Source organism: Promicromonospora panici (genome assembly GCF_900608595.1).
In the GTDB taxonomy this organism is placed as follows: Bacteria; Actinomycetota; Actinomycetes; order Actinomycetales; family Cellulomonadaceae; genus Promicromonospora; species Promicromonospora panici.
Genome location: NZ_UWYY01000001.1, coordinates 243,972 through 263,927 on the forward strand (window position 1 = coordinate 243,972; position 19,956 = coordinate 263,927).

Consider the following 19,956-nt stretch of genomic DNA (forward strand, 5'->3'; position numbering starts at 1 on the left):
GCCGGGTGCTGCCCCCCAGCTCAGCCCCGCGCGCGCCTGAGCACAGCGGTGACGGCAACCGCCGTACCGAGGACGACTAGACCGAGCGTGGCTCCTATCAGAACCTTGGCGTTGCGGGCCCGGCGCGGATCTTGCGCCGGGCCATTCTTGTTGTCGAAGGATCCGCTGACCATGGCGCCGGCATCGCTCGCCGCCTGCTTGGCGTCGTGTGCGATGCGGGACGCCTGGTAGCCAGGGCTCAGGCGGGTCGTCAGCTCGTCGATGGCCGCTGCGAGGTCCGCCCGGGTGCGGAGAACCTCGGCCTGGAGCTCGCCGTTGCCGGGCGGCTTGGTCGGAGTGCTCATCGGTGCATCCCCTCCTTGATCGACGCGATGTCGTCCTTCACGCGCTGGACGCTCTCGGGCTTGGTGGCGGCCTTCTTCAGCAGCTGCACGCCGACGAGCGCGAGGACGGTCGTCACGAGCAGCATGAAGCCGCCGATGGCGAGCGCGGACAGCCAGAGCGGCCACACGGTGCCCAGGCCGTACACGGCGGCCAGGAGCAGCACGCCGACGGCGTAGACGAGGATCAGGAGCGCGAAGACGAGCAGCCCGATGCCGATCCCGGACTTCGTGGCCTTTTCGGTGAGCTCGGCCTTGGCGAGCGCGATCTCCGCGCGCACGAGCCGGGACGCCTGCTCCGAGATCTGCTCGACGAGCTTCCCCAGCGAGGCGGGCTTGTCCGGCTCCGGTGCGCCCGCCGGGGCGCCGCTCGCAGCCCCCGTGTGGCTGTCGGCCTTCACGTCCTCGATCATCTGCCCTCCCGTGCCCCGGTTTCGGCATCTGCCGCTGAAGACAACTCAACAGGTCAAGAGCGCATGGGGCAATTCCTGGCGCGGCGTGGCTTCGAGGAAAGGGCTTGAAGAAGAGCATGCGGCAATCCGCAAATAGTGGAACGAATTGCCTTGGAGGCGGCTGAGGGTGATGTTCACAGGGGCTGAGAAGTCGCGGTTCCTGCGAGCGATCCGAGACCCGGCTCCGCGACCCCGGAAATACCGATGGGCCGCACCTCCGAAGAGGTGCGGCCCATCGAGATCGCTGGATCCTGCGATCCTTGGCTGTGGCTCCGACCGGCGTCGATCCGGTGACCTTTCGATTTTCAGGCGCTCTAGACGCTCCGTGACGGGTCCGGAGCCCAGTGGTTGAGCGGATCGAGCGTCCACCGACGACGGTGCGCGGAAGCCGGTGCTGCCGGGCAACCACTAACTGGTTCGCTAACCATGGGGTCGTTGCCGGAGAAGGCGTGAGGGCGTCTCACGTGCGAGGAGACGCCCTCCGGACCTCGGCCCGGTTCGAACGGGCTGTCACCCTCTCGAGCCAGGGAAACATTCCCTGACTCTAGGCGTGGTCGGGCGTGTCCGTGGACCGGCTGTCCGGGCGCTAACCTCTGGTTCGTGCAGAACGTCTGGCTGGCTCCGATGCCCGGTCTTTTTCTGGGACTCGCGTGGATCATCGGCAGGTCGGGTTCGGTGCTCGTTCCATTCCTGGAAGAGGGACGGTCAGCCGTCGTCCGGCGGTCGGTGGTCGTGATCGACCCTGCCACCGACCCTTCGGAGGTCGAACGGATCCGGACGCAGCTCGCCGGGATGACGCGGACGGCCCGGCTCCTCCTGCGGCGGTCCCGCGTGGCCAACTTGCTGCTCTGCGCATGGCCGGCCGTCCTGTTCGCCGTCTGGTCGTGGGCGAGCCGACCGGGAGACCTGACGAGGGATCCTTGGACGAACGTCGCGGTGCCAGCGGGGGTCTACGTGGCGATCGCGCTGGCGTTCGTCATACCGTTCGACAGACGAGCACAACGAGCGGTCCGGCAGTTCGAGCAGTTCGAGGCGCCCGGAGTGCTGGGGAGCGCCCGGCTCGGCGCTGACAAGCTCGTCGTGCGCCTCATCGCCCGGGCCGGGAAGAGCTCGGCCGGCGAGCAGCGGCTGCTCACCGAACACCTCTGGCGGATCGCCGCCGCGGACCGGGCGCGGCACGAGTACCTGCACTCCGGCGAGGACTTCGAGGACGCGGAGTTCTCGGTGCTGCGCGGCCGGCTTGAGACCGCACAGCGGGACCTCCGGGTCTGGGCCGGGACGCTGCCACCGGCCAGAGCCTCGTGAGGCCTCTCACCAGGACCAGCCGGCTCCGAGCGGGTCTGTAACCCGGCCATACTCCCGGCTCGGGGTCCCTGGTCCTCCGTCATCCGTTGGCGCGGGGCACGTCTCGGACATCGGTTCTGCCGGCAGTGCAACAGGTCCCGCTCGTGCAGCTCGAGGTGCGGTGGTGCTCGTGGTCGGCGGGACCTGTTGCACTGCCGGCGGGTTCGGTGTCAGGGTCCCGGTGAAGCCAATGGATGACGGAGGACCAGGGGCGCCGCGTTCCCTCGATCCTCTTGATTCCTGCGGTGCCCGCCGGAGGCGCTGGAAACTGCCTATCCGGGTAGGGGGTTCAAGTCCCCCTCCGGACACCACGCCTGATCAGGCATTACGAGGCCCCGCGATTCGCCATGTGGGCACCTGCGTGGGCACGGCCCACCGGGTCTGTCGTATGTGGGCTCGCGCTGGAGGTGGGGTGCGGTGGGGGTGGCGCAAGGGCCGCCAGGCCCGCCGCGCGGGGGTCCCCATCGCGGGGCCCCGCCGGAGGCGCGGGCCCGCGCGCCGTCAGGCGCGCCTTGATCTTGTAGAGGTCAATTCGGCAGTGCCTCAGTCGGACTCAGCGGTCCGCCTCGGGAATCGGAAGCAGAGTCTCCGGGTCCAGCAGCCTCTGCTCCGGAAGGCCAAGTGCCCGCCAGCTGGCGTTCAGCGCCTCTTGGTGGCGCACGATCGCCCTGCCGAGTTCCACATCACCTTGGCTGTAGACGATGGGCAAACCGCTGTCCGTGTCGGCCCCGCGCGCACGCTCAAGTTCGATGAGCGCCTTGTTCGAGGCTTCGACCTCGTCCAAGATCTGCTGATAGGTGAGGTTCATGGGACTGATTGTGCGCCCGGCGCATCGCGGCGGCGACCCCAGGCACCAGCCAGCACGCGACCTCCACACGTTCTCACGCGGGGCGTGGCCGAGTAGAACGGTCGAGATCTACAGCGATGATGGTCTTGTCGTCGTGCGGCTTCGAGCGCGGCCAACGTCGGCCTTCGTGATCAGATTCTTCGGCCACGTGGATCCGGTGAAGTACCTGTCCAGGGCCGTGCTCGGTGGCTTCGTCGTAGAGGTCGCGCCAAACGGTGGCTTCGGGGTGTCGTTCGGGGTCGACACCGTCGCTCGCGAGTAGGAGCGCTGAGACTGCCGTCCGTTCTTCGGTGGTCGTGATGCCGTGGTGGGCGGCTTCGGGTTGTGCTCCAGCAATCCAGTAGCCACCCGACCGGTTGACGCGGCGAGCCTGTTCGGCTTGGAGTTCGAGGAGGATTGCGCGGTGCTCGTCGTCGTATCCATGTCCGGTGGCTAGCCGTCTCCGGTATGCGGCTCGTGCGGCAACCCCAACACTGTCCAGGCGATCGTCCGTGTGAACTGTTTCGGTGCCGTCGACGTGGAAGATGACGGCGTAGCTGTCGCCCAGGACGTACGTCTCGACAACGTCATCGGACCATCGTGCGAGAGCGACTGTGCTTGTTGGTGTGCTGTCCCAGGTCAGGCCGTGGGCATCACGCACGACGCGGATCGCGTTGGCAACCACGTCGGCGAGGGCGTCACCGTCCTGTACCGCTTCACCGATGGCATGCGCGAGTTGTTCGGCGTACCAGCCGGGGTCGTGGGACCGGTCGCCAGCGACAGATGTTGCGCCGTCGAGCACAGCGGCGAAACCTTCACCGGCTGTGTAGCGGTCCTGGTTGTTGCGTCCTCCGGCTAGCGTCGCGACGTGGATCGTCATGCATGCACCCTCGGGCCCCACAGAGCCTCGGTGCCTTTGACGGCAGTTCCGTCGAATGTGCTCGTGACGACGAGCGAGAACGGAGCATCACCCACAGCTGCGTAGGTTTCGGCCAGGTGCCGACGCAGGTACTCCACGGCACCTACTGATCCGAGGGCGTGGACACCCGCGACGATGAGAAGCACCCTGCTGTGCCGATTGAGCCGGGCGATGTAGGCGATGTCCTGAGTCGGGTCACCTGTGTCTGCGGGAGAGACGAACACGTCCCCGGTGTCCCGGTCGGTGATGACCCAGCGTCCATCCTCGTCCGGCTCGAACGAGAGGTAGGGGTCGGCCTTGATGGCTTCCGCTGTGACGTGAGACGACTTGGGCCCACAGATTGCCACGGCGTCGGCTGGTGGGTCCCACTCGCCAGTTGGTGGGATCTGGAATCGTTCGGCGGCGAGGCTGAGCGATTCGAGGATGCCCGTGAGACGTTCGGCGGCGACGTCGTCCTCAGATGCAATGACGGCGTGCGCGCGGTCCCCGATCGCTCGTAGCGGGATACCGACCGTGACTGGGCCTACACCGAAGAACGCACGCTCGACGGGTGGCGCGGTCTTCCGAAGCTGCGTGACCCTGCCCTTGGTGATGCCAACCTTGCTCGCGACCTCGGTGTACGACATGCCGAGTTCGTCGTGGGCGCGGTCTATCGCGGCTCTGCGCAGCCGTGCGAGTTCGGTCGTTCGCTGGCCGTAGATCACCAGAAGTTCCGTGGCGCGTCGGGCCTGACGGATGGGATCAGCATCCGCCCGCAAGGCCTCGAACTCGTCGCGGCTCACGTCCATGGGTTGGGCTCACTGTTCGTCGAGTTAGACACGGATCCGTGCGTAAGTTGCACGCTGTCGAGTTTAGACCCCTTGACGCAACGGCCGACTGTGACCTACCTTCGTGTTTAGACCCCTCAACTCGAAGGGGTCGAGACGCGGGCGACATGTTTAGGCCCATAAACACAGGAGATGTAGAGATGGCGACGTTCGCTGTAGACAGCAACCGACAGCAGATGGTGGCGACCGGTGTCGTGGAGCCGGTCATGGAGTGGGTCGAGACGGCCGAGGGCAAGCGCCGTCCGGGTGACAACCAGGCCCGGCAGGAGAACACGGGTCTCCCGCTGTGGGGCGTGGAGGTCGTGTACCAGTCCGAGTCCTGGGGCCGTGTCTCCACGGAGTCGGTCAAGGTGACGGTCCCGGCCATGCAGATGCCCGCGCCGTCGCTGTTCACGCCGATCCAGTTCGAGGACCTGGTGGCCTCGGTCCGGGTGGACCGCCGTAGCGGTGGCCTGACGACCTCGTGGGAGGCCGCTGCTATCGCGCAGATGGCCGACACTGCGGCTCAGAAGGCGGCTGCCTGATGACCGCGCCGGTGGGCAACCTCGTAGCCGGGATCATCGTCCTGGACGGCCTGTGGACGATCGAGGCCCTGAGCGTGGATCTTCACTCGGGCTGGATCTTCCCGGAGGGCTACTCACCGAGCATCCCGGTGGTCGAGGTCACCGTGCACGCGGAGGACTTCGCAGGTGCAGAGCGCGTCGCGGCTCGGCTCGACCTGACCCCGGAGGAGCAGGCCGTAGTTCCCGGCTCGCCTCGCAAGTTGCGCCGGTACTGGTCGGGCTGGGTCACCAGTGCGCCCGGTGAGTCCCTGGTCTGGGCTCGGGTGCTCGCGTTCGAGGACCTGGCCGACCACCCCACGCCCACGGGCCCGGGTGCCCGGGACGGGTGGGAGTCGGTCCCGCTGTTCGGTGACGGCAGCGACACCGACGACGAGTCGGCCGACGAGCCCGTGAAGGCGTCTGCGTGATGAACCGGCCGCGTCATGCATCGGGGGTGGCGGGGGCTTCGGTTCCCGCCCCCTCGGGCACGGCCCGTTGGGCCCTGCTCCACGCGTCCCGGTTCCTGTGGTGCCTGACCGGTCTCGGTCTTGCCGCCTTCGGGATCGGGCTGGGGGCTGACGCGGCCTGGCTGATCCTCGCGGGGGTCGTCGCGTTCCTGACCGGCGCAAGTGTGAGCGTGCCGGTCTTCCTCGGACTGCTCTGGATCGCCCGCACGGGTGAGGGATGGAACGGAGAAGCACTGATGCCACGCACACGCACTACCCGGCGCGTCAACCGCCGAGTCATCGAAGCACTGGAGACGGCTGCTCGCACCGCTGAGCGCGGCACGGACCAACTGCGCCAGGCCGCGATGGCCATGGACGCCGTACAGGAAGAGACCACGCTGCACAACGACCTGGCCGACGCCGTGAACCTCGCGTGGGTCACCGCCGCCGATGCCGGGTTCGACCTGCGGGCGCGGCTGGCCGCTGAGCGAAACGGAGAGCGCTGATGGCACTGGACGAGACAACCCGGCAGGTCAACAAGCGCGCGGTCGCGGCGCTGGAAGCAGCGGTCTGGGGGCTGCGGGAAGCAGACGTGAGCGTCATCAAGGCCGTTCAGCCACTGGAGGACCTGAGCAACGTGACCAACGCGCATGACCCGGCGCTGGAAGAGCTGAACGCCCTGACGGTCCGGATCCGGGCCGCACGAGAAGAGGTCCGCCGCCGGTGGATCGCTGAGAGCGAAGGAGAGCGCTGATGTTTGGACGACGGAACACCGAGAAGGACACGACGGGCCCGCTCTCGCGGATGGGCCAGGACCTCGAAGAGACGCACGAGATGGTGCGGTTCATGCAGAAGTGGGCAGGAGAGAACGGCCTGGAGACGCTGGCCGAGGCTCTGCGCGTCGCCGCTCGGGCGATCAACGAGGCGACCGCGACGGCTCAGGACGCCTACCGCGACGCCGCCGACAAGCCCGGAGAGCGCTGATGGGACGCGAACTGGACGCGACGGACCGTCGTCGGCTGCGCGAGTTGGAGCAGGTCATGCGGCATCTCGGTAACGCGGACGACGACCTGCGACTCGCCGCGAACATCCTCGGCGAAGGCCCCGCCACACCCGACATCCAGAAAGCCCGCGAGGCAATCGAGATGTCGATGCACATGGCCGTCGTCGAGTCGGACCACATCGAAGGGATGCAGGGATGAACACCACGCTCACCGGCCTGCGGGCCGCTCTGGCTACCCGGATCGCCTCGGCTCGTGCCGCTGTTCGCGCCTCCACCGTGGGGCGCCCCGGGTGGTCCGGCCGCACCTGGCGTGTGCTGGCCTGGATCGCTTACCGCACGTGGATGTTCATCCGTGGCCTGACCGTGTGGATGGCCACGCACGCCCTGTTCACCGTGCTCGTGGCAGTCGTCGCGTTCGGGTGGTGGGGCATCCTCACCCTCGCCGAGGTCCCCGGGGACCTGACCACCGGGCCGGTGCTCCTGGCGCTGGTGCTCCTGTCCCCGGGCCTCGTGCACGGAATGTGGGCCGCGATCACCCCGCACGGGTACCTGGTGCGGATGCACGGCCGCAAGATGGCCGCTTCCTGGCCGAAGGTCGCCGCTGCCTGCGGGATCGGTGAGCGGCAGGTTGGCGGCGAGGTCATCGTGCCGAAGCTGTCGAAGATCCGGTACGAGACCGGTGCGACCGTCCTGCGCATCCACACCATGCCGGGTCAGACCCTGGAGACCCTGTACCGGGCTGCCCCGGCGATCACCACGACCTACAAGGCACACGGGTTCTCGACCACGACCGTCAAGCCCGGGGTCCTCGACCTGGGCCTGTTCACCACGGACCGCATCGCCCCGGCTACGGCTGCCTCGCCGCGTCTGGAGATGGCGACGCCCGATGGTCTGGCTGTGGGCCGTACCCGCTCCGGGAAGGTTGCCCGCCTCAAGGTCCGGGGCACACACACGCTCGTCGTCGGTGCCACGGGCGCGGGCAAGGGCTCGGTCCTGTGGTCCGTCGTCGGAGGCCTCGCCCCGGCCGCACACACCGGCCTGGTGGAGTTCTCCGGGCTGGACCTCAAGGGCGGCATCGAACTGGAGATGGGCCGCGCGCTGTTCACCCGCATCGCCTACGAGTCCACCGACGCCCTGAGGGTGCTGCGTGAACTCGTCGCCATCATGGACCGCCGCAAGGAGGCCATGCGGGGCAAGTCCCGCCTGCATGAGCCCACCCCGGGCGACCCGCTGCACGTCCTGGTCGTCGACGAGTTGGCCGACCTCATGGCGTACTCCGACTTCGAGACCCGGCGCGAGGCCGACCGGCTGATGTCGAAGCTGCTCACCCAGGGCCGCGCCCTCGGCGTCATCGTCGTCTCCTGTGTGCAGAACCCCCGTCAGGAGGCCGTGGGACAGCGCAACCTCTACCCGACGAAGATCGCCCTGCGCCTCGACTCGGAGATCGAGACTGACATGGTCCTCGGCCCCGCGATGGCCCTCGCTCCGGCGCACACGATCCTGGAGACCGACCCGGGCACCGCCTACCTCGTCCGCGAGGACGGCTCACCCGAACTCATGCGGTTCGACTACTGGCCCGACGACCTCATCCGTGAGGTTGCCCTCCGGTTCGCCGCACCCCGCCCGGCCCGGGCTCCCTCCGGCTCGCTCCCCCCGTCCGACGCCGACGCGGTTGCCGCGTGGACGAACGCTGGCCGACGCCTGCACGCCGTCGATGCTGCCGTGCCCAACGACAACGGACAGAGCAAGGCCAGCGACAACCCCACCCCGCGTCAGCGCAAGCCCCGCAAGCCTCGTGCCCCTCGCGCACCGCGCTCGCCCCGTCCGGCCGCTCCGGCCGCATCCACTGAGGAGGTCTCACCATGAACAGCACCGCGGGGCCCATGGCCCGGATCGCCGCCGACTCCCGGCCCGTGCTCGTCTTCACCGTCGCCCTGACCGTCGCCGTCGCGCTGGCGTCGTTCGCCTTGTCGTTCTCGTCCCTGCGGGACGCCGCGCTGTGGGGTCGGGTGCCGGAGTCCCTGGCGTTCCTTGTCCCGGTCGTCATCGATGCCTCAGTGCTCGTCTACGGCCTGGTGGCCCTCGTGCTGCGTGCTCGTGGCCGGTCCTCGGCGTGGGCCTGGTTCCTGATGTTCGGGTTCACCGTCGTGTCGATCGGCGCGAACGCTGCCCACGCCTACGACGTCGGCCCGGCCGTCAAGGTCCTCGTCGGCGTCGTCCTGGTGGCTCTGGCCCCGCTGTCGGTGCTGACCTCGACTCACGCCCTGGCCTCCCTCGTGGTGGCCGACAACCGGGCTCCGGCCGCTGCACCGGAGTCGCTGACCTTGCCCGTCACTGAGGCCGCTGAGGTGGCTGCCGCTGAGCCCGTGCCCGCAATCGAGGCTCCCGCCGTCGTGTCGGAGCCCACGCCGGCCGAATCGCCTGCGCCGCCGGCCGAATCGCCCGCCTCGTCGTCGGCGCCGGTCCTCGGCCCGGTCCGCTCCTCCTCGCGCTCGCCCCGTACCCGGGTCTCGCCCATGGCCATGCAGAACACTCTGCCGGGCCTCGACCTGCCGGGGGTGATGGCATGAGCACCGCCCGCCTGACCGGCGCTGCCTGCGCCCTCCCTGTGAATGTCGGCCTGCCGTGGATCAGTGAGAACCCCTCGGCCTCCGCACAGGCCCAGATGCTCCGCGTGTGCGCCTCCTGCCCGGTCGCCGCTGCGTGCGCTCGGGAGGCCGTCAGGAAGGAGACCACGGCCGGTTTCTGGGCGGGTGCCGACCTCACGATGTGGCGCGAGGTGTCCACGTCCGACCTGTTCGAAGAACTGTCCGATTTCGTCGACGAAACCCCGACCACCGGCCTGCCGGTACAGGGAACGTTCGATCTGCCTGGCCTGGAGGTTGCTGCCTGATGGTCACTTTCCGCACCGACCTCGACACCCACACCACCGGGCTCGCCGTCGATGATGCAGCTCGTGCTGCGCGCGACCTCGCCCGTGCTGCTGCTGAGGCAAACGGGGTCTGCACCTCCCCCGTGGTGCGGTCCGTGTTCGACCGCGAGACCGGCGTCACGCACATGGTGCCGATCCCGTGCGGCTCCACCCGTGAGAGCAAGTGCAAGCCCTGCGCCGACAAGGCCCGTCGTCTGCGGATGCACCAGTGCCGCGAGGGCTGGCACCGCGACGACGAACCCGAACTGCCCCCGGCCCCGGCTCCGGTGCCCGACGAGGACGACGACGAGAAGGAGGATGACGGTCCGGCTCCTGAGCGGGTCTCGCGCTCCACTCGTCGGCTGGAGGGCATCCCCAACCTGCCCACACAGCAGATGAGCAGCGGCACCCTCGGGCGCACCTTCACCGACCCCAAGACCGGCCGCACGTTCCGCCCCTCGATGTTCCTCACCCTGACCCTCGGCTCATACGGCGACATCGGCCGTCGACGTCGCGCGGACGGCAAGTGGGAGTCCACCGGGGTACCGGTCAACCCCCGCGCCTACGACTACCGCAAGGCTGCCCTGGATGCGCTGATGTTCTCCCGGGTCGTGGACCGGTTCATGCAGAACCTGCGCCGCTGCGCGGGCTACACGGTCCAGTACTTCGCCGCCGTCGAGCCTCAGAAGCGCCTTGCGCCGCACCTGCACGCCGCCATCCGGGGCACCATCCCGCGCGCCGTCGTGCAGCAGGTCGCCGCCGCTACCTACTTCGCCGCCTGGTGGCCGCCGTGCACCGACGCCGATGTCGTCTACGGCGAGCACACCGACGCGCCCGTGTGGGATGAGGAGACCTCGAGCTACCTCGACCCGACCACGGGCGACGCGCTGACGACGTGGAAGGAAGCCACCACCGACATCAAGCACCCGGCGCACGTCGTCCGGCTCGGCAAGCAGGTGGACATCAAGGGCCTGCTGGGTGGCACTCCGGACTCTGACCGGGCGGTGCGGTACCTGTGCAAGTACCTGACCAAGTCCATCGCAGGCACCTACGCGGCCGGTGACGACGACGCGGCCGACACCGCTCACCGGGTCGCCTACGAGCGTCACGTGGACCGGCTGCACGCCCAGGTCAAGGTGCTGCCCTGCGGGCCCGACTGCGCGAACTGGCTGCGCTACGGGGTCCAGCCCAAGCACCCCACGCCCGGCATGAAGCCCGGCAAGTGCCTGTCCCCGGCGCACGACCGGGAAAACCTCGGCCTGGGCGGTCGTCGCGTCCTGGTGTCCCGTGGGTGGTCGGGCAAGACCCTCACTCAGCACCGCGCCGACCGGGCCGCCGTCGTCCGCCAGGCCCTGGAAGCTGCGGGTATCGAGCACGACGACGCCGACCGGCTCTCGACCACGCAGGAGACCAGCGACGGGCACGCCCGCTACGTCTGGCGCGAACCCGAAGCGGGCTCGTTCACCTACGCGGCTGTGATCGCCTCCAGCCTGCAAGAACACCTGCGCCGACGTGGGCAGTACGACGCGGCGAAACACATCCTCGGCCTGGCCCCACCGGGATCACCCGGGCCTGTGGATAACCGTTCGGCAACCGCCACCGTGGCGGCTTAGGAGGGGTGGGAGATGGAATCGCAGGAAGTAGTGGAACGGCTGGTGTACACGGTCGATGAAGCCGCCTCGGCGCTGTGCTTGTCGCGGGCCGGGCTCTACGAGCTGATTCGTTCGGAGCAGGTGCGCTCAATCAAGGTCGGCCGTCGTCGGCTGGTCCCGGTCAACGCCCTGCGCGAGTACGTGGATGCGGCGATGGGTGGTGCGGCATGACGGAGGTAGAGCGCACGGCCAAGGTGAAGCTCCCGCACGGTGAGGGCACGGTGTTCTGGGATGAGCGGCGTCAACGCTATGTCGCTCAGAAGACGGTCGGCTACGACGGTCGCGGCAAGGCCATCGTGAAGACCGGTATTGCCAAGAAGGAGACGGCTGCCGTCGAGAGCATGCGCAAGAAGGTCAAGGCGCATGAGGCTGGGCTGGTTGCGGGCTCCGACCGCTACACCGTGAAGGATGCGGTGACGGACTGGCTTACCTATGGCCAGGGCAAGGCTGGCGACAGCACATGGAAGGGATACCGCTTCATCTGCAATCGGCACCTGTTGCCGGTTCTCGGCGGTCGGAAGTTGAAGGATCTGACAGCCCAGGAGGTGGAGAAGTGGCTGCACAGCCTGACAGGCTCGCTAGGAAACTCCAGCCTTAAGGACCTGCACTCGTGCCTGAATCGATCGGTCAAACGTGCTTACGCCCGGGGCCTTGTACATCGCAACGTGGTCGAGCTCGTCGCCGTGCCCGAGGGCCGAAAAGGTCGGGCGTCGCGGTCGCTCACGATCGAACAGGTAGAGGACGTCCTCACGCTGACCAAGCCGGATCCGATGCACGCGTACATCGTGGTTTCCGTCCTGACCGGTGCCCGCACGGAGGAGGTCCGGGCGCTGCGGTGGGATCGGGTTGATCTGGACGGCGACCCCGAAGCGTTTCCGCCGGTGCCGCCGAGCGTCATGGTCTGGCGTTCGGTTCGGGAGGGCGGTGACACCAAGACGAAGCTCTCTCGCCGAACACTCGGGCTGCCCGTGGGCGTGGTCCAGGTGCTGCGTCGTCACCGGGAAAGGCAGGTGGCGCGGGCGGCCAAGGCGGGAAAGCGTTGGGACCCGACCGGTCTGGTGTTCGGGACGAAGAATGGTACGGAGATGAACGCCCGGAACGTGGCTCGTGACTTCCGTCGAGCATTGGCGCGGGTGCCTGGGATCGATCCGGACGAGTGGACTCCGCGAGACCTGCGGCACACGTGCATCTCTGTACTGTCGGCTTCTGGTGTTGCCATCGAAGAGATTTCTCGGCTGGCGGGGCACAGCGGCACGGCCATCACGGAACTGGTGTACCGGCATGAGCTGCGGCCGGTGATTCAGACGGCGGCTACTGCGATGGACCGCGTCTTCGCCCCAGAGGGCTTCGCGGGGGACTGGTACATGGAACCGCTCTTCGGCGCGAACGAACTGGGCCGTAGTGAGGCTGGGTGAGTGGCGCTGTTCGCTAACTCATTCACTAACCGGTCATCTCGGCGGATTGATCGGAGCAAATGAAGAACCCCCGGACCTGAACGGTTCCGGGGGTTTTTCGCTGTGGCTCCGACCGGCGTCGATCCGGTGACCTTTCGATTTTCAGTCGAACGCTCTACCAACTGAGCTACAGAGCCCTAGCGCGAACGCCCGGGATAGTCGAGACCGACAACCCGGGCGCCTCTCGCGCGACCCTGACGGGACTTGAACCCGCGACCTCCGCCGTGACAGGGCGGCGCGCTAACCAGCTGCGCTACAGGGCCTTGGACGCTACCCGCGACCGGGGGGCTCGTTTCGAACCGTGAGGATCTTAACCCACCGCGGGCCCGAATCTGAAATCAGATTCGGACTCCTGCTGGATGACCTGCCTCACAACAGTCGAAACATGGCTCTGGCGAGCCCCTTCGTACCCCCAACGGGATTCGAACCCGTGCTACCGCCGTGAAAGGGCGGGGTCCTAGGCCGCTAGACGATGGGGGCTGGGACCTGGCAAGTCTACAGATACTCGGCGGCCCCGCTGCACGGTCCACCTGGCGGTCTCCGGCCGGCCCGGGTCGGGGATGATGGGTGCGTGGTGGAGATGACGCGCGAGGACTTCGAGATGGCTGTCAGCGAGGGACTGGACCTCGTTCCGGCCGACCTCGCGGCGCAGATGGACAACGTGGTGGTGCTCGTCGAGGACGACGCCCCCACCGAGGACCCCGAGCTGCTGGGGCTCTACGAGGGCGTGCCCCTCACCGAGCGCGACCACATGTGGGCGGCTGGGGCACTGCCGGACCGGATCACCATCTTCCGGAACCCGACGCTCGCGATCTGTGACACCCGTGACGACGTCGTCGAGGAGGTGGCCGTGACCGTGGTCCACGAGATCGCCCACCACTTCGGGATCGACGACGACCGGCTGCACGAGCTCGGCTGGGCATGACGGAGCCGGCCCCGCGGAGCGCTGCTTCGCGGGGCCGGCTCGGTGGCACGTGGGTCAGTACGAGGTGCCGTACTCCCAGTGCCAGGGTTCCGGCTTGCTGCCGCCAGGTTCGGCCCAACCTGGATGCTTCCAGCCGTACTTCCCCGCATGGGCGCTCATCCAGTTGTACTCGGCGGTGCCGAACGACTGGAGGCCGCCGGACAGGTCGATCGCCTGGCCCCAGCCGTGGTTCGACGTGCCGGGCACAGCGGCCAGCGCACCTCGGGAAGCGGCGACTGAAACCTGGTCCGCGTAGGAGCGGTAGCCGTCGACCACGTCCAGACTGCGGCCGAACGTCGCACGAAATGCGCCGTTCAGGTCCTCGAGGGCCATCGCAGCGTCGCACCGCAGCTGCTCGCTCGAGAAGCTCAGCCCGCAGAGCACGCTCGACGGGATCTGACCGTTGCCGTAGCCCTTCGCGGCCTCGGCCATCGCCTTCGCCTCTGCGGCTCGGGCGGCGGCCTCCTGCCTGGCCTGGGCGGCCTTGCGCTCCGCGGAGCGAGCCGCACGGGCGGCGCGCCGCTCCTCCGCAGCCTTCTTCGCGGCGGCGATCTCCTCGGGCGTCGGACCCGCCTTGACCGAGACGACGGCGTCGCCGTCGGCCTTGGTGATGAGCCGCTGGAGCGACGTCGTCACCTTCTCGATGCGGCCGGCCGACGGTGCACCCGTGGCGGCAGGTGCCTTCGTGTCCTCGGCGTCCGCTGCTTCCCGCGCGGCGGCGGCCTCGTCGACCGCCTCCGCGAGTGGCGTGTCGAGGACGGGAAGGCCGACGGTCCCCTGCTCGCTGAGCGGGGCGAGCCCAACGGTCGTGCCGGCCAGGTTGGTCGGTGCGGTGACGTCCACTGCGGCTGCGGGGACTCCGCCGTCGGCGGTCGCGTCGGCGACCGCGGTCGAGCCGTCGGCCCCCGGCTGGCCGAGCGGCGCGCGGTCGGTGTTCCGTGAGGCAGCAGCGGCCGGCCGGATCCCGGCCGTCGTGCCGTTCGTCTCACGGGCCTGGTCCACCAGGGTTCGCAGGTTCTGCGCGGCTGCTCGGACGCGCTTGCGCTCCTTGGCGGAGAGGTCGCCCTCGCGGGTGACGTAGACGGCGTCCGTCAGGACGGCGTCCGCCTTCTCCGAGGCCGACCGCATCTGGGGCTCGAGGACGACGGCGCCGGGCAGGGTGGCCGGCTCGGCGGCCGCGCCGGTGCCTGGGGAGCCGGCGGTGGTGCCACCGGTCGCGGTCATGCTGACCGCCGCCGTGGTCGTCAGCGCGACCGAGGCCAGCGCTGCGGCTATCGCGAAGGACGAGCGGCGCACCAGGGGGTGGGGGGAGTGCTCTGCGACGATCGCATGCGCTCCGCGCACGCCCGGGCGTCGCGTACGACGGGGGACGAGAGCGTGGCTGCCGCGCGTCAAGAGCGCTCCCGACACTCGGGGGCAGGGACAAGGCGCGCCGTGCTGGGCGCGACGGGGTTCGGCGTCTGGGGCACGCTGAGCTTCCGTTCTGCGGCGGGGCACGGGCGGCACCGTGAGGGGCTGTTCTCCCTCGGGGTGGACGGCGACGCATGCTCCGGCTGCGGTCTGGCCACTGAGCGCGACGTGTCGCGGGGGTCGTGGCACTGCCGCGTGGAGCCCGGCCCGAAGGTCAAGGGGGTGGCTCCATGCGGCAGCATTCAATGCTGGACGCCCGTCCAAGAGTTATGTAACCCCCTGCGCGGAGGCGTGCCTCACAAAAGGTGGGTGGAGACGGTGGTGCAGAAGTGAAGGGCCGACAACCCGGGGTGTTCGCGTTCACACTCGGGTGTTCACGTTCACATTGAGGGGCGGCGGGCCATGCGTGAGACTTCGGGCATGGCCCATCACGATCAGGCCGCGAACGGATCCGTGCCCACCCCCGCCGGACAACCCGTGACCGTGTCCATCCACCGCGTCGTCAACCCCGACCATGTTCCCGAGGTCACCCGCTGGGTGCAGTCGGGCGTCAACCTCGCCAACCGGTGGGACGGCTTCCTCGGCTCGGGCTGGATCCGCGCCGCCGAGGGGTCCCGCGACTGGCACATGCTCTACCGGTTTGCCGATGCCGACCGGCTCGCCGCCTGGGAGCAGTCCGCCGAGCGCCGCGACTGGCTGGCGCGGGGCACCGGCCTCGTCGAGGAGCTGCGCTACCAGCAGCGGACGGGCATCGAGGGCTGGTTCGACGACCCGGCGCGGACCGACGAGCCGGCCGACGTCGCCGCAGTCGTGGTGCCGCCCCGGTGGAAGCAGGCGACCAGCATCTGGCTCGGGTTCTTCCCCGTGAACCTGGTGTTCACGGTCCTGTTCACCTATCTGGTGCCCGGTTGGGACGACGTGCCGCTGGTGCTCAAGGTGCTGATCTCGACGCTGATCCTGACGCCGATCATGGCGTACTGGGTGCTCCCCTGGGTGACCCGCCGCCTGCACGGCTGGTTGCACCGCACGTAAAACCGTGCGTGACCCCGCACGTGACGCTCCCGCAGGAGCGTCACGTGCCGGGTCAGGCGCCCGCTACGACGTGCTGAGCCGGTGCGCGGCGCCGCCGCAGCCGGATCCCGCCGCGGCCCGGCACCTGGACCGGCGGGGCCACCGGGTGGCCGGTCCTGCCGTCGAGCCAGCCGCTGAGCCGCTCCGGCCGGTCGGTGATCACGGCGTCGACGCCCGCGCCGTCGTCGGTGGAGACCAGGGTGGTCCACGCGGCCGGGTCGTTCGCCGTCCAGGACATGACGCGCAGGCCGGCGGCGTGCAGGCGGGACACCAGCCGCGGACTGCCGGCGACCGTCGCGACCGACGGGTTGCACGCGACGACCCGCAGGCGCTCGCACAGGCGCAGCAGGCCGGGCGGGTCGAAGGAGACGAGCAGGCCGCCCGGGAGGTGCGGCGCGACGTCGCGGACAGTGGCGACCGTGCCGGGCCAGAAGCTCTGCACCAGGACCCGGTCCTCGAATCCCGCGGCGGCGATGGTCGCCGTGACCCGCTCGACCTGCGCGGTGCTCCACGAGCCCTTGAGCTCCAGCAGCAGGTCGGTGTCGGGGTGCCGGGCGAGCACACCCAGCACGTCGTCGAGCGTGGGGACGTGCTGCCCGGAGAACGCCGGGGAGAAGCGCGAGCCGGCGTCGAGTCCGAGCACCTGCTCCGACGTCAGGGCGGAGACCTTGCCGGTGCCGTCGGTGGTGGCGTCGACGGTCTCGTCGTGGATCACGGCGCCCACGCCGTCGGCGGTGGGCTGGAGATCGATCTCGACGGCGTCGGCGCCCGCGCGGCACGCGGCCTCGACGGCGGCGAGCGTGTTCTGCGGGGCTACCGCGGAGTAGCCGCGATGGGCGATGACTGCTGGACGGGCGACGGCCATGCTGACCTCCGGGTCTGCGGTTCACTAGCCACGCTAGGCCGCTATCGGACGCCTTCCCAGACCCGCCGCGTGAATTACAGGAGTGTTCCGGGGCCGTTCACCGGGCGGTCCCCCTGGCTTCCTCGAAGATGCCCTGCCCCGGCGTGAGCACCCGGCGCGGGTCGTAGCGGTCCTTGGTGTGCCGGACGGCGGGCCAGCGGTCGCCGTAGTGGGCACGCCAGTCGGCCGGGGTCAGGTGCAGTGCGTTGACCGGGTACTGCGTGCCGCCGACGGCGCGGACCCGGGCGTACAGCGCGTCGTTGTCGGCGATGAGGCGCACCACGTCGGCGTCGTCGGGCGGGCTCACCGCACGCAGCAGCGCGAGCAGGAAGAATACCGGACCCTCGGGCACCATCACCTGGGGCCGCGTGATCAGGGACCGGTTGGTCGGGTACAGCAGCGCGACGCCGCCGGCGTCGGCCGGGGTGAGGGTCGTGAGGAGCTCGGTCACCAGCTCGTCGGTGGCGGCGTCCGGGAGGAACACGTTCAGCCAGGGCCCGGACAGGCGGAGCGCCTCGATCTGCTCCACCTCCTCGTAGAGGCGGTTCAGCCACTCGAAGTAGGGCATGTCCACCACGTCGATGCCGGCCGGGGCGAGGCCCGCCAGCAGGGCGTCGTCGTCGGGCGGCTCGGTGGTGAACCAGGCACCCGCCTCCAGGACGAAGGTGAAGCCGTCGTCGTCCGTGGGGACGAACTGGCCCTCCAGGTAGTCGAAGCGGCCGTCGGCCAGGGCCGTGCGCTGGGCCGCGGTGAGGTCGGTGACCTGCGGATAGGTCAGTGTGTAGATGCGCGCCATGGTCGGCGCCGCGACGAGCCGGACCTTGGCACGCACGATGACGGCGAACTGGCCGAGCCCGCCGAGCACCGCCTCGAACAGCTCGGGCTCGCGGTCCGCCGAGCAGGTCACGAGGCGGCCGTCACCCGTGACCACGTCGAGCTCGATCGTGTTGTCGACGAGCATCCCGAAGCGCTGGGACGCCCCGCCGATTCCGCCGACGCTCAGCGTGCCGCCCACCGAGAGGCCGAGGTAGTCCGTGCTGACGGGCGGCGCGACGCGGGCGGTCAGGCCGGTGCGGATCAGGTCGAGCCACTGCACCCCGGCGTCGACCACCGCGTACTCGGGCGTGACCTCGCGGATCGTGGCCAGGGTCCGCGAGTCGATCACGACGCCGCAGTCGGCCTGGGCCTGGCCGTACGTCGAGTGGCCCTGGCCGCGCACGGCGACCGTGAGCCCGTGCTGGTTCGCGAAGCGCACCACCGTGACGACGTCGTACACCGAACCCGGCCGCAGGACCGCGCGCGGACGGCGATGGGCGAGGTTCCCGTAGTCGGTGCCGGCCTCGGTGAGCGCGTCCTCGTCGGTGACGAGCTCGCCGTCGAGGTGAGGGATCTGGATGGCCCCGGTGTTCTCCGGGAGGCTGGTGAGCCAGTGCGACGTCACCGGGTCGAACGCGACTACGGCGGCGCCTGCCAGAAACGTACGGCGATCGAGCTGTGCCATGTGAGCCCCTCAGCTTCGGGTCGGGCGACCACGGTACCGGTCGGAGCCCTCACGATGGTGCTCGTTCCGTGGATGTGCTGTCAGGACAGGCCTGCGAGACGATAGACGACCAGGCTGCCGGCTACCGCGACGTTCAGGCTCGCACCCCAGCCGGTCATCGGGATCTCGACGCATTCGTCGACGCCTGCGAGCACGTCGTCCGGCACGCCCTGGTGCTCGTGCCCGAGCAGCAGAACCGTCGGGGTCCGGGCGGGTTGGAGGCGCGGCAGGGGCGTCGCGCCGTCGGCCAGCTCGACGGCGACGAGGCGGAACCCGCCGTCCCGCTGCTCGTCGAGCCAGCGCTCCTTCGACGGCGCCACCCAGTGGATGCAGGGCCGCCGCCCGCGCAGCGTGTCGCCCCTGGCCAGCGCCTCCTTGTAGTGCGGCGTCCGGGGAACGGCCAGGCACGCGCCGACGGCGTCGCACGTGCGCAGCAGTGTCCCGAGGTTCGCTTCGTACGCGACCCAGAGCGGGGCGACGACGAGGTGGCCCCAGCAGCCGTGCTGCCGGGTGCGTCGTCGTCGGCGGAGCTCGGTCGGCTTCGACTTGGACCCGCTCACCTGGTCGTGGCGGTGTCTCCTGGACGAATGAACATGAGGGGGGTGCCTTTCAGCGGCGGCACCGGTCCATCGACAGCGGCGAACGACTCGCCGAGGGATGGCTGACGCTACACCGCCTGGCACGGTCCTGACCAGTGCTTTCGCCGGGGCCTCACCGCTCGACGCGGCACTGGGTCGGCGCTGGGATCCACCACTGTGCCAGCTTGTCCGGCTGGGTCCACGCGTCCCATACCTGCTTGCGGGGCGCGCGGATGATGCGGTCGACGCCGAGATCGAGCTCGGGGTTCATGGGTCCTTTTCGGTGACGGACTGCTCGGTGACGGACTGCTCGGTGACGAACTGCTCCAGGCGGTCGGTGCGGCTTGTCCAGATGCTGCGCTGCTCCGCGAGCCAGTCCTCGACGAGCGCGAACCGCTCCCGATTGAGCACGCAGGTGCGCACCCGCCCCGACTTCGCGGTGCGGATCAGGCCGTTCGACTCAAGCACGCGCACGTGCTTCATGAACGACGGCAGCGTCATGGGGGCGTCCTTGGCGAGGTCGCCCGGATACTTGACGCAAGGGCTAAGTGTCTTGGGGGTGGTCTGAAGTCGTCGCGGTGGTGGGCCCCCCGGGGATCGAACCCGGAACCCGCGGAGAAGTGGGAAGTGCGTGTCGTGAGGACTTCTGCGGCCTGGTTCGGTGTCGATGTTCCCGGTCGTTCAGGGTCACCTTGGGCTGACGTCGCACACAACGTCGCACATATCGCACGGC

General features: G+C 69.4%; 26 protein-coding genes and 3 tRNA genes. 15 read left to right on the plus strand and 14 right to left on the minus strand.

Translation table 11 applies throughout. From position 1 onward, the window contains the following. Positions 1-20: 20 nt before the first annotated feature. Positions 21-344 (minus strand): DUF3618 domain-containing protein, encoded by a 324-nt coding sequence (locus tag EW117_RS01075; RefSeq protein ID WP_129782859.1) that lies wholly within the window; start codon positions 342-344, stop codon positions 21-23. After that, positions 341-793 carry a phage holin family protein gene (locus tag EW117_RS01080; RefSeq protein ID WP_129782860.1) on the minus strand — a complete coding sequence of 151 codons (453 nt, stop codon included), beginning with the start codon at positions 791-793 and terminating at the stop codon, positions 341-343. Before EW117_RS01080 ends, EW117_RS01075 begins: the two co-directional genes overlap by 4 nt. A gap of 639 nt (positions 794-1,432) precedes the next feature. Between EW117_RS01080 and EW117_RS01085 the strand changes: the two genes are divergently transcribed. Continuing rightward, on the plus strand, positions 1,433-2,137 hold the full coding sequence (locus EW117_RS01085; RefSeq protein ID WP_129782861.1) for a hypothetical protein: 705 nt from the start codon (positions 1,433-1,435) through the stop codon (positions 2,135-2,137). A gap of 592 nt (positions 2,138-2,729) precedes the next feature. Here EW117_RS01085 and EW117_RS01090 read toward each other — a convergent pair. The 3 genes from EW117_RS01090 to EW117_RS01100 all read right to left on the minus strand — a co-directional run bounded on the left by EW117_RS01090 (position 2,730) and on the right by EW117_RS01100 (position 4,709). Next, complete coding sequence (locus tag EW117_RS01090) at positions 2,730-2,984, minus strand: hypothetical protein (protein ID WP_129782862.1); 255 nt, start codon at positions 2,982-2,984, stop codon at positions 2,730-2,732. Positions 2,985-3,057: 73 nt separating this feature from the next. Then, positions 3,058-3,882 (minus strand): hypothetical protein, encoded by an 825-nt coding sequence (locus EW117_RS01095; RefSeq protein WP_129782863.1) that lies wholly within the window; start codon positions 3,880-3,882, stop codon positions 3,058-3,060. After that, entirely contained in the window at positions 3,879-4,709 is an 831-nt protein-coding gene (locus EW117_RS01100) for a hypothetical protein (RefSeq protein WP_129782864.1), read from the minus strand. Before EW117_RS01100 ends, EW117_RS01095 begins: the two co-directional genes overlap by 4 nt. Positions 4,710-4,888: 179 nt before the next feature. Between EW117_RS01100 and EW117_RS01105 the strand changes: the two genes are divergently transcribed. Genes EW117_RS01105 through EW117_RS01160 form a run of 12 tightly spaced genes read left to right on the plus strand, consistent with a single transcriptional unit; the run spans position 4,889 to position 12,717 of the window. Next, positions 4,889-5,272, plus strand: coding sequence for a hypothetical protein (locus EW117_RS01105; RefSeq protein ID WP_129782865.1), 384 nt, complete (start codon positions 4,889-4,891; stop codon positions 5,270-5,272). Next, a complete protein-coding gene (locus EW117_RS01110; protein ID WP_129782866.1) occupies positions 5,272-5,718 on the plus strand; it encodes a hypothetical protein in 447 nt (148 codons plus the stop codon). The genes EW117_RS01105 and EW117_RS01110 overlap by 1 nt, the downstream gene beginning before the upstream one ends. Positions 5,719-5,744: 26 nt before the next feature. After that, entirely contained in the window at positions 5,745-6,242 is a 498-nt protein-coding gene (locus tag EW117_RS01115; RefSeq protein ID WP_129782867.1) for a hypothetical protein, read from the plus strand. Next, a complete protein-coding gene (locus tag EW117_RS01120) occupies positions 6,242-6,490 on the plus strand; it encodes a hypothetical protein (protein WP_129782868.1) in 249 nt (82 codons plus the stop codon). The genes EW117_RS01115 and EW117_RS01120 overlap by 1 nt, the downstream gene beginning before the upstream one ends. Continuing rightward, complete coding sequence (locus EW117_RS01125) at positions 6,490-6,720, plus strand: hypothetical protein (RefSeq protein ID WP_129782869.1); 231 nt, start codon at positions 6,490-6,492, stop codon at positions 6,718-6,720. The genes EW117_RS01120 and EW117_RS01125 overlap by 1 nt, the downstream gene beginning before the upstream one ends. After that, positions 6,720-6,938 (plus strand): hypothetical protein, encoded by a 219-nt coding sequence (locus tag EW117_RS01130; protein WP_129782870.1) that lies wholly within the window; start codon positions 6,720-6,722, stop codon positions 6,936-6,938. Before EW117_RS01125 ends, EW117_RS01130 begins: the two co-directional genes overlap by 1 nt. Continuing rightward, the gene (locus EW117_RS01135) at positions 6,935-8,605 is read left to right on the plus strand and encodes an FtsK/SpoIIIE domain-containing protein (RefSeq protein ID WP_129782871.1); all 1,671 of its coding nucleotides are present in this window, start codon (positions 6,935-6,937) and stop codon (positions 8,603-8,605) included. The genes EW117_RS01130 and EW117_RS01135 overlap by 4 nt, the downstream gene beginning before the upstream one ends. Further along, positions 8,602-9,309, plus strand: coding sequence for a DUF2637 domain-containing protein (locus tag EW117_RS01140; RefSeq protein ID WP_129782872.1), 708 nt, complete (start codon positions 8,602-8,604; stop codon positions 9,307-9,309). The genes EW117_RS01135 and EW117_RS01140 overlap by 4 nt, the downstream gene beginning before the upstream one ends. After that, positions 9,306-9,632, plus strand: a complete 327-nt coding sequence (locus EW117_RS01145; RefSeq protein WP_129782873.1) for a WhiB family transcriptional regulator — start codon at positions 9,306-9,308, stop codon at positions 9,630-9,632. Before EW117_RS01140 ends, EW117_RS01145 begins: the two co-directional genes overlap by 4 nt. Continuing rightward, positions 9,632-11,263, plus strand: coding sequence for a replication initiator (locus tag EW117_RS01150; RefSeq protein WP_207211707.1), 1,632 nt, complete (start codon positions 9,632-9,634; stop codon positions 11,261-11,263). Before EW117_RS01145 ends, EW117_RS01150 begins: the two co-directional genes overlap by 1 nt. A 12-nt stretch (positions 11,264-11,275) precedes the next feature. Beyond that, on the plus strand, positions 11,276-11,473 hold the full coding sequence (locus EW117_RS01155; protein WP_165362402.1) for a helix-turn-helix domain-containing protein: 198 nt from the start codon (positions 11,276-11,278) through the stop codon (positions 11,471-11,473). After that, positions 11,470-12,717, plus strand: coding sequence for a site-specific integrase (locus tag EW117_RS01160; protein WP_129782874.1), 1,248 nt, complete (start codon positions 11,470-11,472; stop codon positions 12,715-12,717). Before EW117_RS01155 ends, EW117_RS01160 begins: the two co-directional genes overlap by 4 nt. 103 nt (positions 12,718-12,820) lie before the next feature. Here EW117_RS01160 and EW117_RS01165 read toward each other — a convergent pair. From EW117_RS01165 to EW117_RS01175, 3 genes are all read right to left on the minus strand, one after another. Further along, positions 12,821-12,893: transfer RNA gene (locus tag EW117_RS01165), tRNA-Phe, on the minus strand. 52 nt (positions 12,894-12,945) lie between these two features. Further along, positions 12,946-13,019: transfer RNA gene (locus EW117_RS01170), tRNA-Asp, on the minus strand. 144 nt (positions 13,020-13,163) lie between these two features. Then, positions 13,164-13,236, minus strand: a tRNA-Glu gene (locus EW117_RS01175). Between the two features lie 100 nt (positions 13,237-13,336). On the opposite strand from EW117_RS01175, the gene EW117_RS01180 reads away from it, so the two are divergent. After that, a complete protein-coding gene (locus EW117_RS01180; RefSeq protein ID WP_165362408.1) occupies positions 13,337-13,681 on the plus strand; it encodes a metallopeptidase family protein in 345 nt (114 codons plus the stop codon). Between the two features lie 54 nt (positions 13,682-13,735). Here EW117_RS01180 and EW117_RS29940 read toward each other — a convergent pair whose 3' ends face one another. Next, the gene (locus EW117_RS29940; protein WP_242504002.1) at positions 13,736-15,064 is read right to left on the minus strand and encodes a D-alanyl-D-alanine carboxypeptidase family protein; all 1,329 of its coding nucleotides are present in this window, start codon (positions 15,062-15,064) and stop codon (positions 13,736-13,738) included. Between the two features lie 486 nt (positions 15,065-15,550). Here EW117_RS29940 and EW117_RS01190 point away from each other — a divergent pair, with 486 nt between their 5' ends. Next, on the plus strand, positions 15,551-16,162 hold the full coding sequence (locus tag EW117_RS01190) for an antibiotic biosynthesis monooxygenase (RefSeq protein ID WP_129782876.1): 612 nt from the start codon (positions 15,551-15,553) through the stop codon (positions 16,160-16,162). A 52-nt stretch (positions 16,163-16,214) separates the two neighbouring features. On the opposite strand, the gene EW117_RS01195 is transcribed toward EW117_RS01190, so the two are convergent. The 5 genes from EW117_RS01195 to EW117_RS01215 form a co-directional block, all read right to left on the minus strand. Further along, positions 16,215-17,066 (minus strand): glycerophosphodiester phosphodiesterase, encoded by an 852-nt coding sequence (locus EW117_RS01195; RefSeq protein ID WP_129782877.1) that lies wholly within the window; start codon positions 17,064-17,066, stop codon positions 16,215-16,217. Between the two features lie 97 nt (positions 17,067-17,163). Continuing rightward, positions 17,164-18,606 (minus strand): FAD-binding protein, encoded by a 1,443-nt coding sequence (locus tag EW117_RS01200; RefSeq protein ID WP_129782878.1) that lies wholly within the window; start codon positions 18,604-18,606, stop codon positions 17,164-17,166. Positions 18,607-18,686: 80 nt separating this feature from the next. Beyond that, complete coding sequence (locus tag EW117_RS01205; protein ID WP_129782879.1) at positions 18,687-19,205, minus strand: TrmH family RNA methyltransferase; 519 nt, start codon at positions 19,203-19,205, stop codon at positions 18,687-18,689. Positions 19,206-19,356: 151 nt separating this feature from the next. Next, positions 19,357-19,494: an SRPBCC domain-containing protein gene (locus EW117_RS01210; RefSeq protein ID WP_207211708.1), complete on the minus strand. Its 138-nt coding sequence runs from the start codon at positions 19,492-19,494 to the stop codon at positions 19,357-19,359. Beyond that, positions 19,491-19,724, minus strand: a complete 234-nt coding sequence (locus EW117_RS01215; protein ID WP_242504003.1) for an ArsR/SmtB family transcription factor — start codon at positions 19,722-19,724, stop codon at positions 19,491-19,493. The genes EW117_RS01210 and EW117_RS01215 overlap by 4 nt, the downstream gene beginning before the upstream one ends. Between the last annotated feature and the right edge of the window lie 232 nt (positions 19,725-19,956).

Excerpts from the sequence above, each read along its gene's own strand:
- EW117_RS01075 (WP_129782859.1), bottom strand. The coding sequence starts at position 344 with ATGAGCACTCCGACCAAGCCGCCCGGCAACGGCGAGCTCCAGGCCGAG.
- EW117_RS01080 (WP_129782860.1), bottom strand. The coding sequence starts at position 793 with ATGATCGAGGACGTGAAGGCCGACAGCCACACGGGGGCTGCGAGCGGC.
- EW117_RS01090 (WP_129782862.1), bottom strand. The coding sequence starts at position 2,984 with ATGAACCTCACCTATCAGCAGATCTTGGACGAGGTCGAAGCCTCGAAC.
- EW117_RS01095 (WP_129782863.1), bottom strand. The coding sequence starts at position 3,882 with ATGACGATCCACGTCGCGACGCTAGCCGGAGGACGCAACAACCAGGAC.
- EW117_RS01100 (WP_129782864.1), bottom strand. The coding sequence starts at position 4,709 with ATGGACGTGAGCCGCGACGAGTTCGAGGCCTTGCGGGCGGATGCTGAT.
- EW117_RS01105 (WP_129782865.1), top strand. The coding sequence starts at position 4,889 with ATGGCGACGTTCGCTGTAGACAGCAACCGACAGCAGATGGTGGCGACC.
- EW117_RS01110 (WP_129782866.1), top strand. The coding sequence starts at position 5,272 with ATGACCGCGCCGGTGGGCAACCTCGTAGCCGGGATCATCGTCCTGGAC.
- EW117_RS01120 (WP_129782868.1), top strand. The coding sequence starts at position 6,242 with ATGGCACTGGACGAGACAACCCGGCAGGTCAACAAGCGCGCGGTCGCG.
- EW117_RS01125 (WP_129782869.1), top strand. The coding sequence starts at position 6,490 with ATGTTTGGACGACGGAACACCGAGAAGGACACGACGGGCCCGCTCTCG.
- EW117_RS01130 (WP_129782870.1), top strand. The coding sequence starts at position 6,720 with ATGGGACGCGAACTGGACGCGACGGACCGTCGTCGGCTGCGCGAGTTG.
- EW117_RS01135 (WP_129782871.1), top strand. The coding sequence starts at position 6,935 with ATGAACACCACGCTCACCGGCCTGCGGGCCGCTCTGGCTACCCGGATC.
- EW117_RS01140 (WP_129782872.1), top strand. The coding sequence starts at position 8,602 with ATGAACAGCACCGCGGGGCCCATGGCCCGGATCGCCGCCGACTCCCGG.
- EW117_RS01145 (WP_129782873.1), top strand. The coding sequence starts at position 9,306 with ATGAGCACCGCCCGCCTGACCGGCGCTGCCTGCGCCCTCCCTGTGAAT.
- EW117_RS01150 (WP_207211707.1), top strand. The coding sequence starts at position 9,632 with ATGGTCACTTTCCGCACCGACCTCGACACCCACACCACCGGGCTCGCC.
- EW117_RS01155 (WP_165362402.1), top strand. The coding sequence starts at position 11,276 with ATGGAATCGCAGGAAGTAGTGGAACGGCTGGTGTACACGGTCGATGAA.
- EW117_RS01160 (WP_129782874.1), top strand. The coding sequence starts at position 11,470 with ATGACGGAGGTAGAGCGCACGGCCAAGGTGAAGCTCCCGCACGGTGAG.
- EW117_RS01180 (WP_165362408.1), top strand. The coding sequence starts at position 13,337 with ATGACGCGCGAGGACTTCGAGATGGCTGTCAGCGAGGGACTGGACCTC.
- EW117_RS01190 (WP_129782876.1), top strand. The coding sequence starts at position 15,551 with ATGGCCCATCACGATCAGGCCGCGAACGGATCCGTGCCCACCCCCGCC.
- EW117_RS01195 (WP_129782877.1), bottom strand. The coding sequence starts at position 17,066 with ATGGCCGTCGCCCGTCCAGCAGTCATCGCCCATCGCGGCTACTCCGCG.
- EW117_RS01200 (WP_129782878.1), bottom strand. The coding sequence starts at position 18,606 with ATGGCACAGCTCGATCGCCGTACGTTTCTGGCAGGCGCCGCCGTAGTC.
- EW117_RS01210 (WP_207211708.1), bottom strand. The coding sequence starts at position 19,494 with ATGAACCCCGAGCTCGATCTCGGCGTCGACCGCATCATCCGCGCGCCC.
- EW117_RS01215 (WP_242504003.1), bottom strand. The coding sequence starts at position 19,724 with ATGACGCTGCCGTCGTTCATGAAGCACGTGCGCGTGCTTGAGTCGAAC.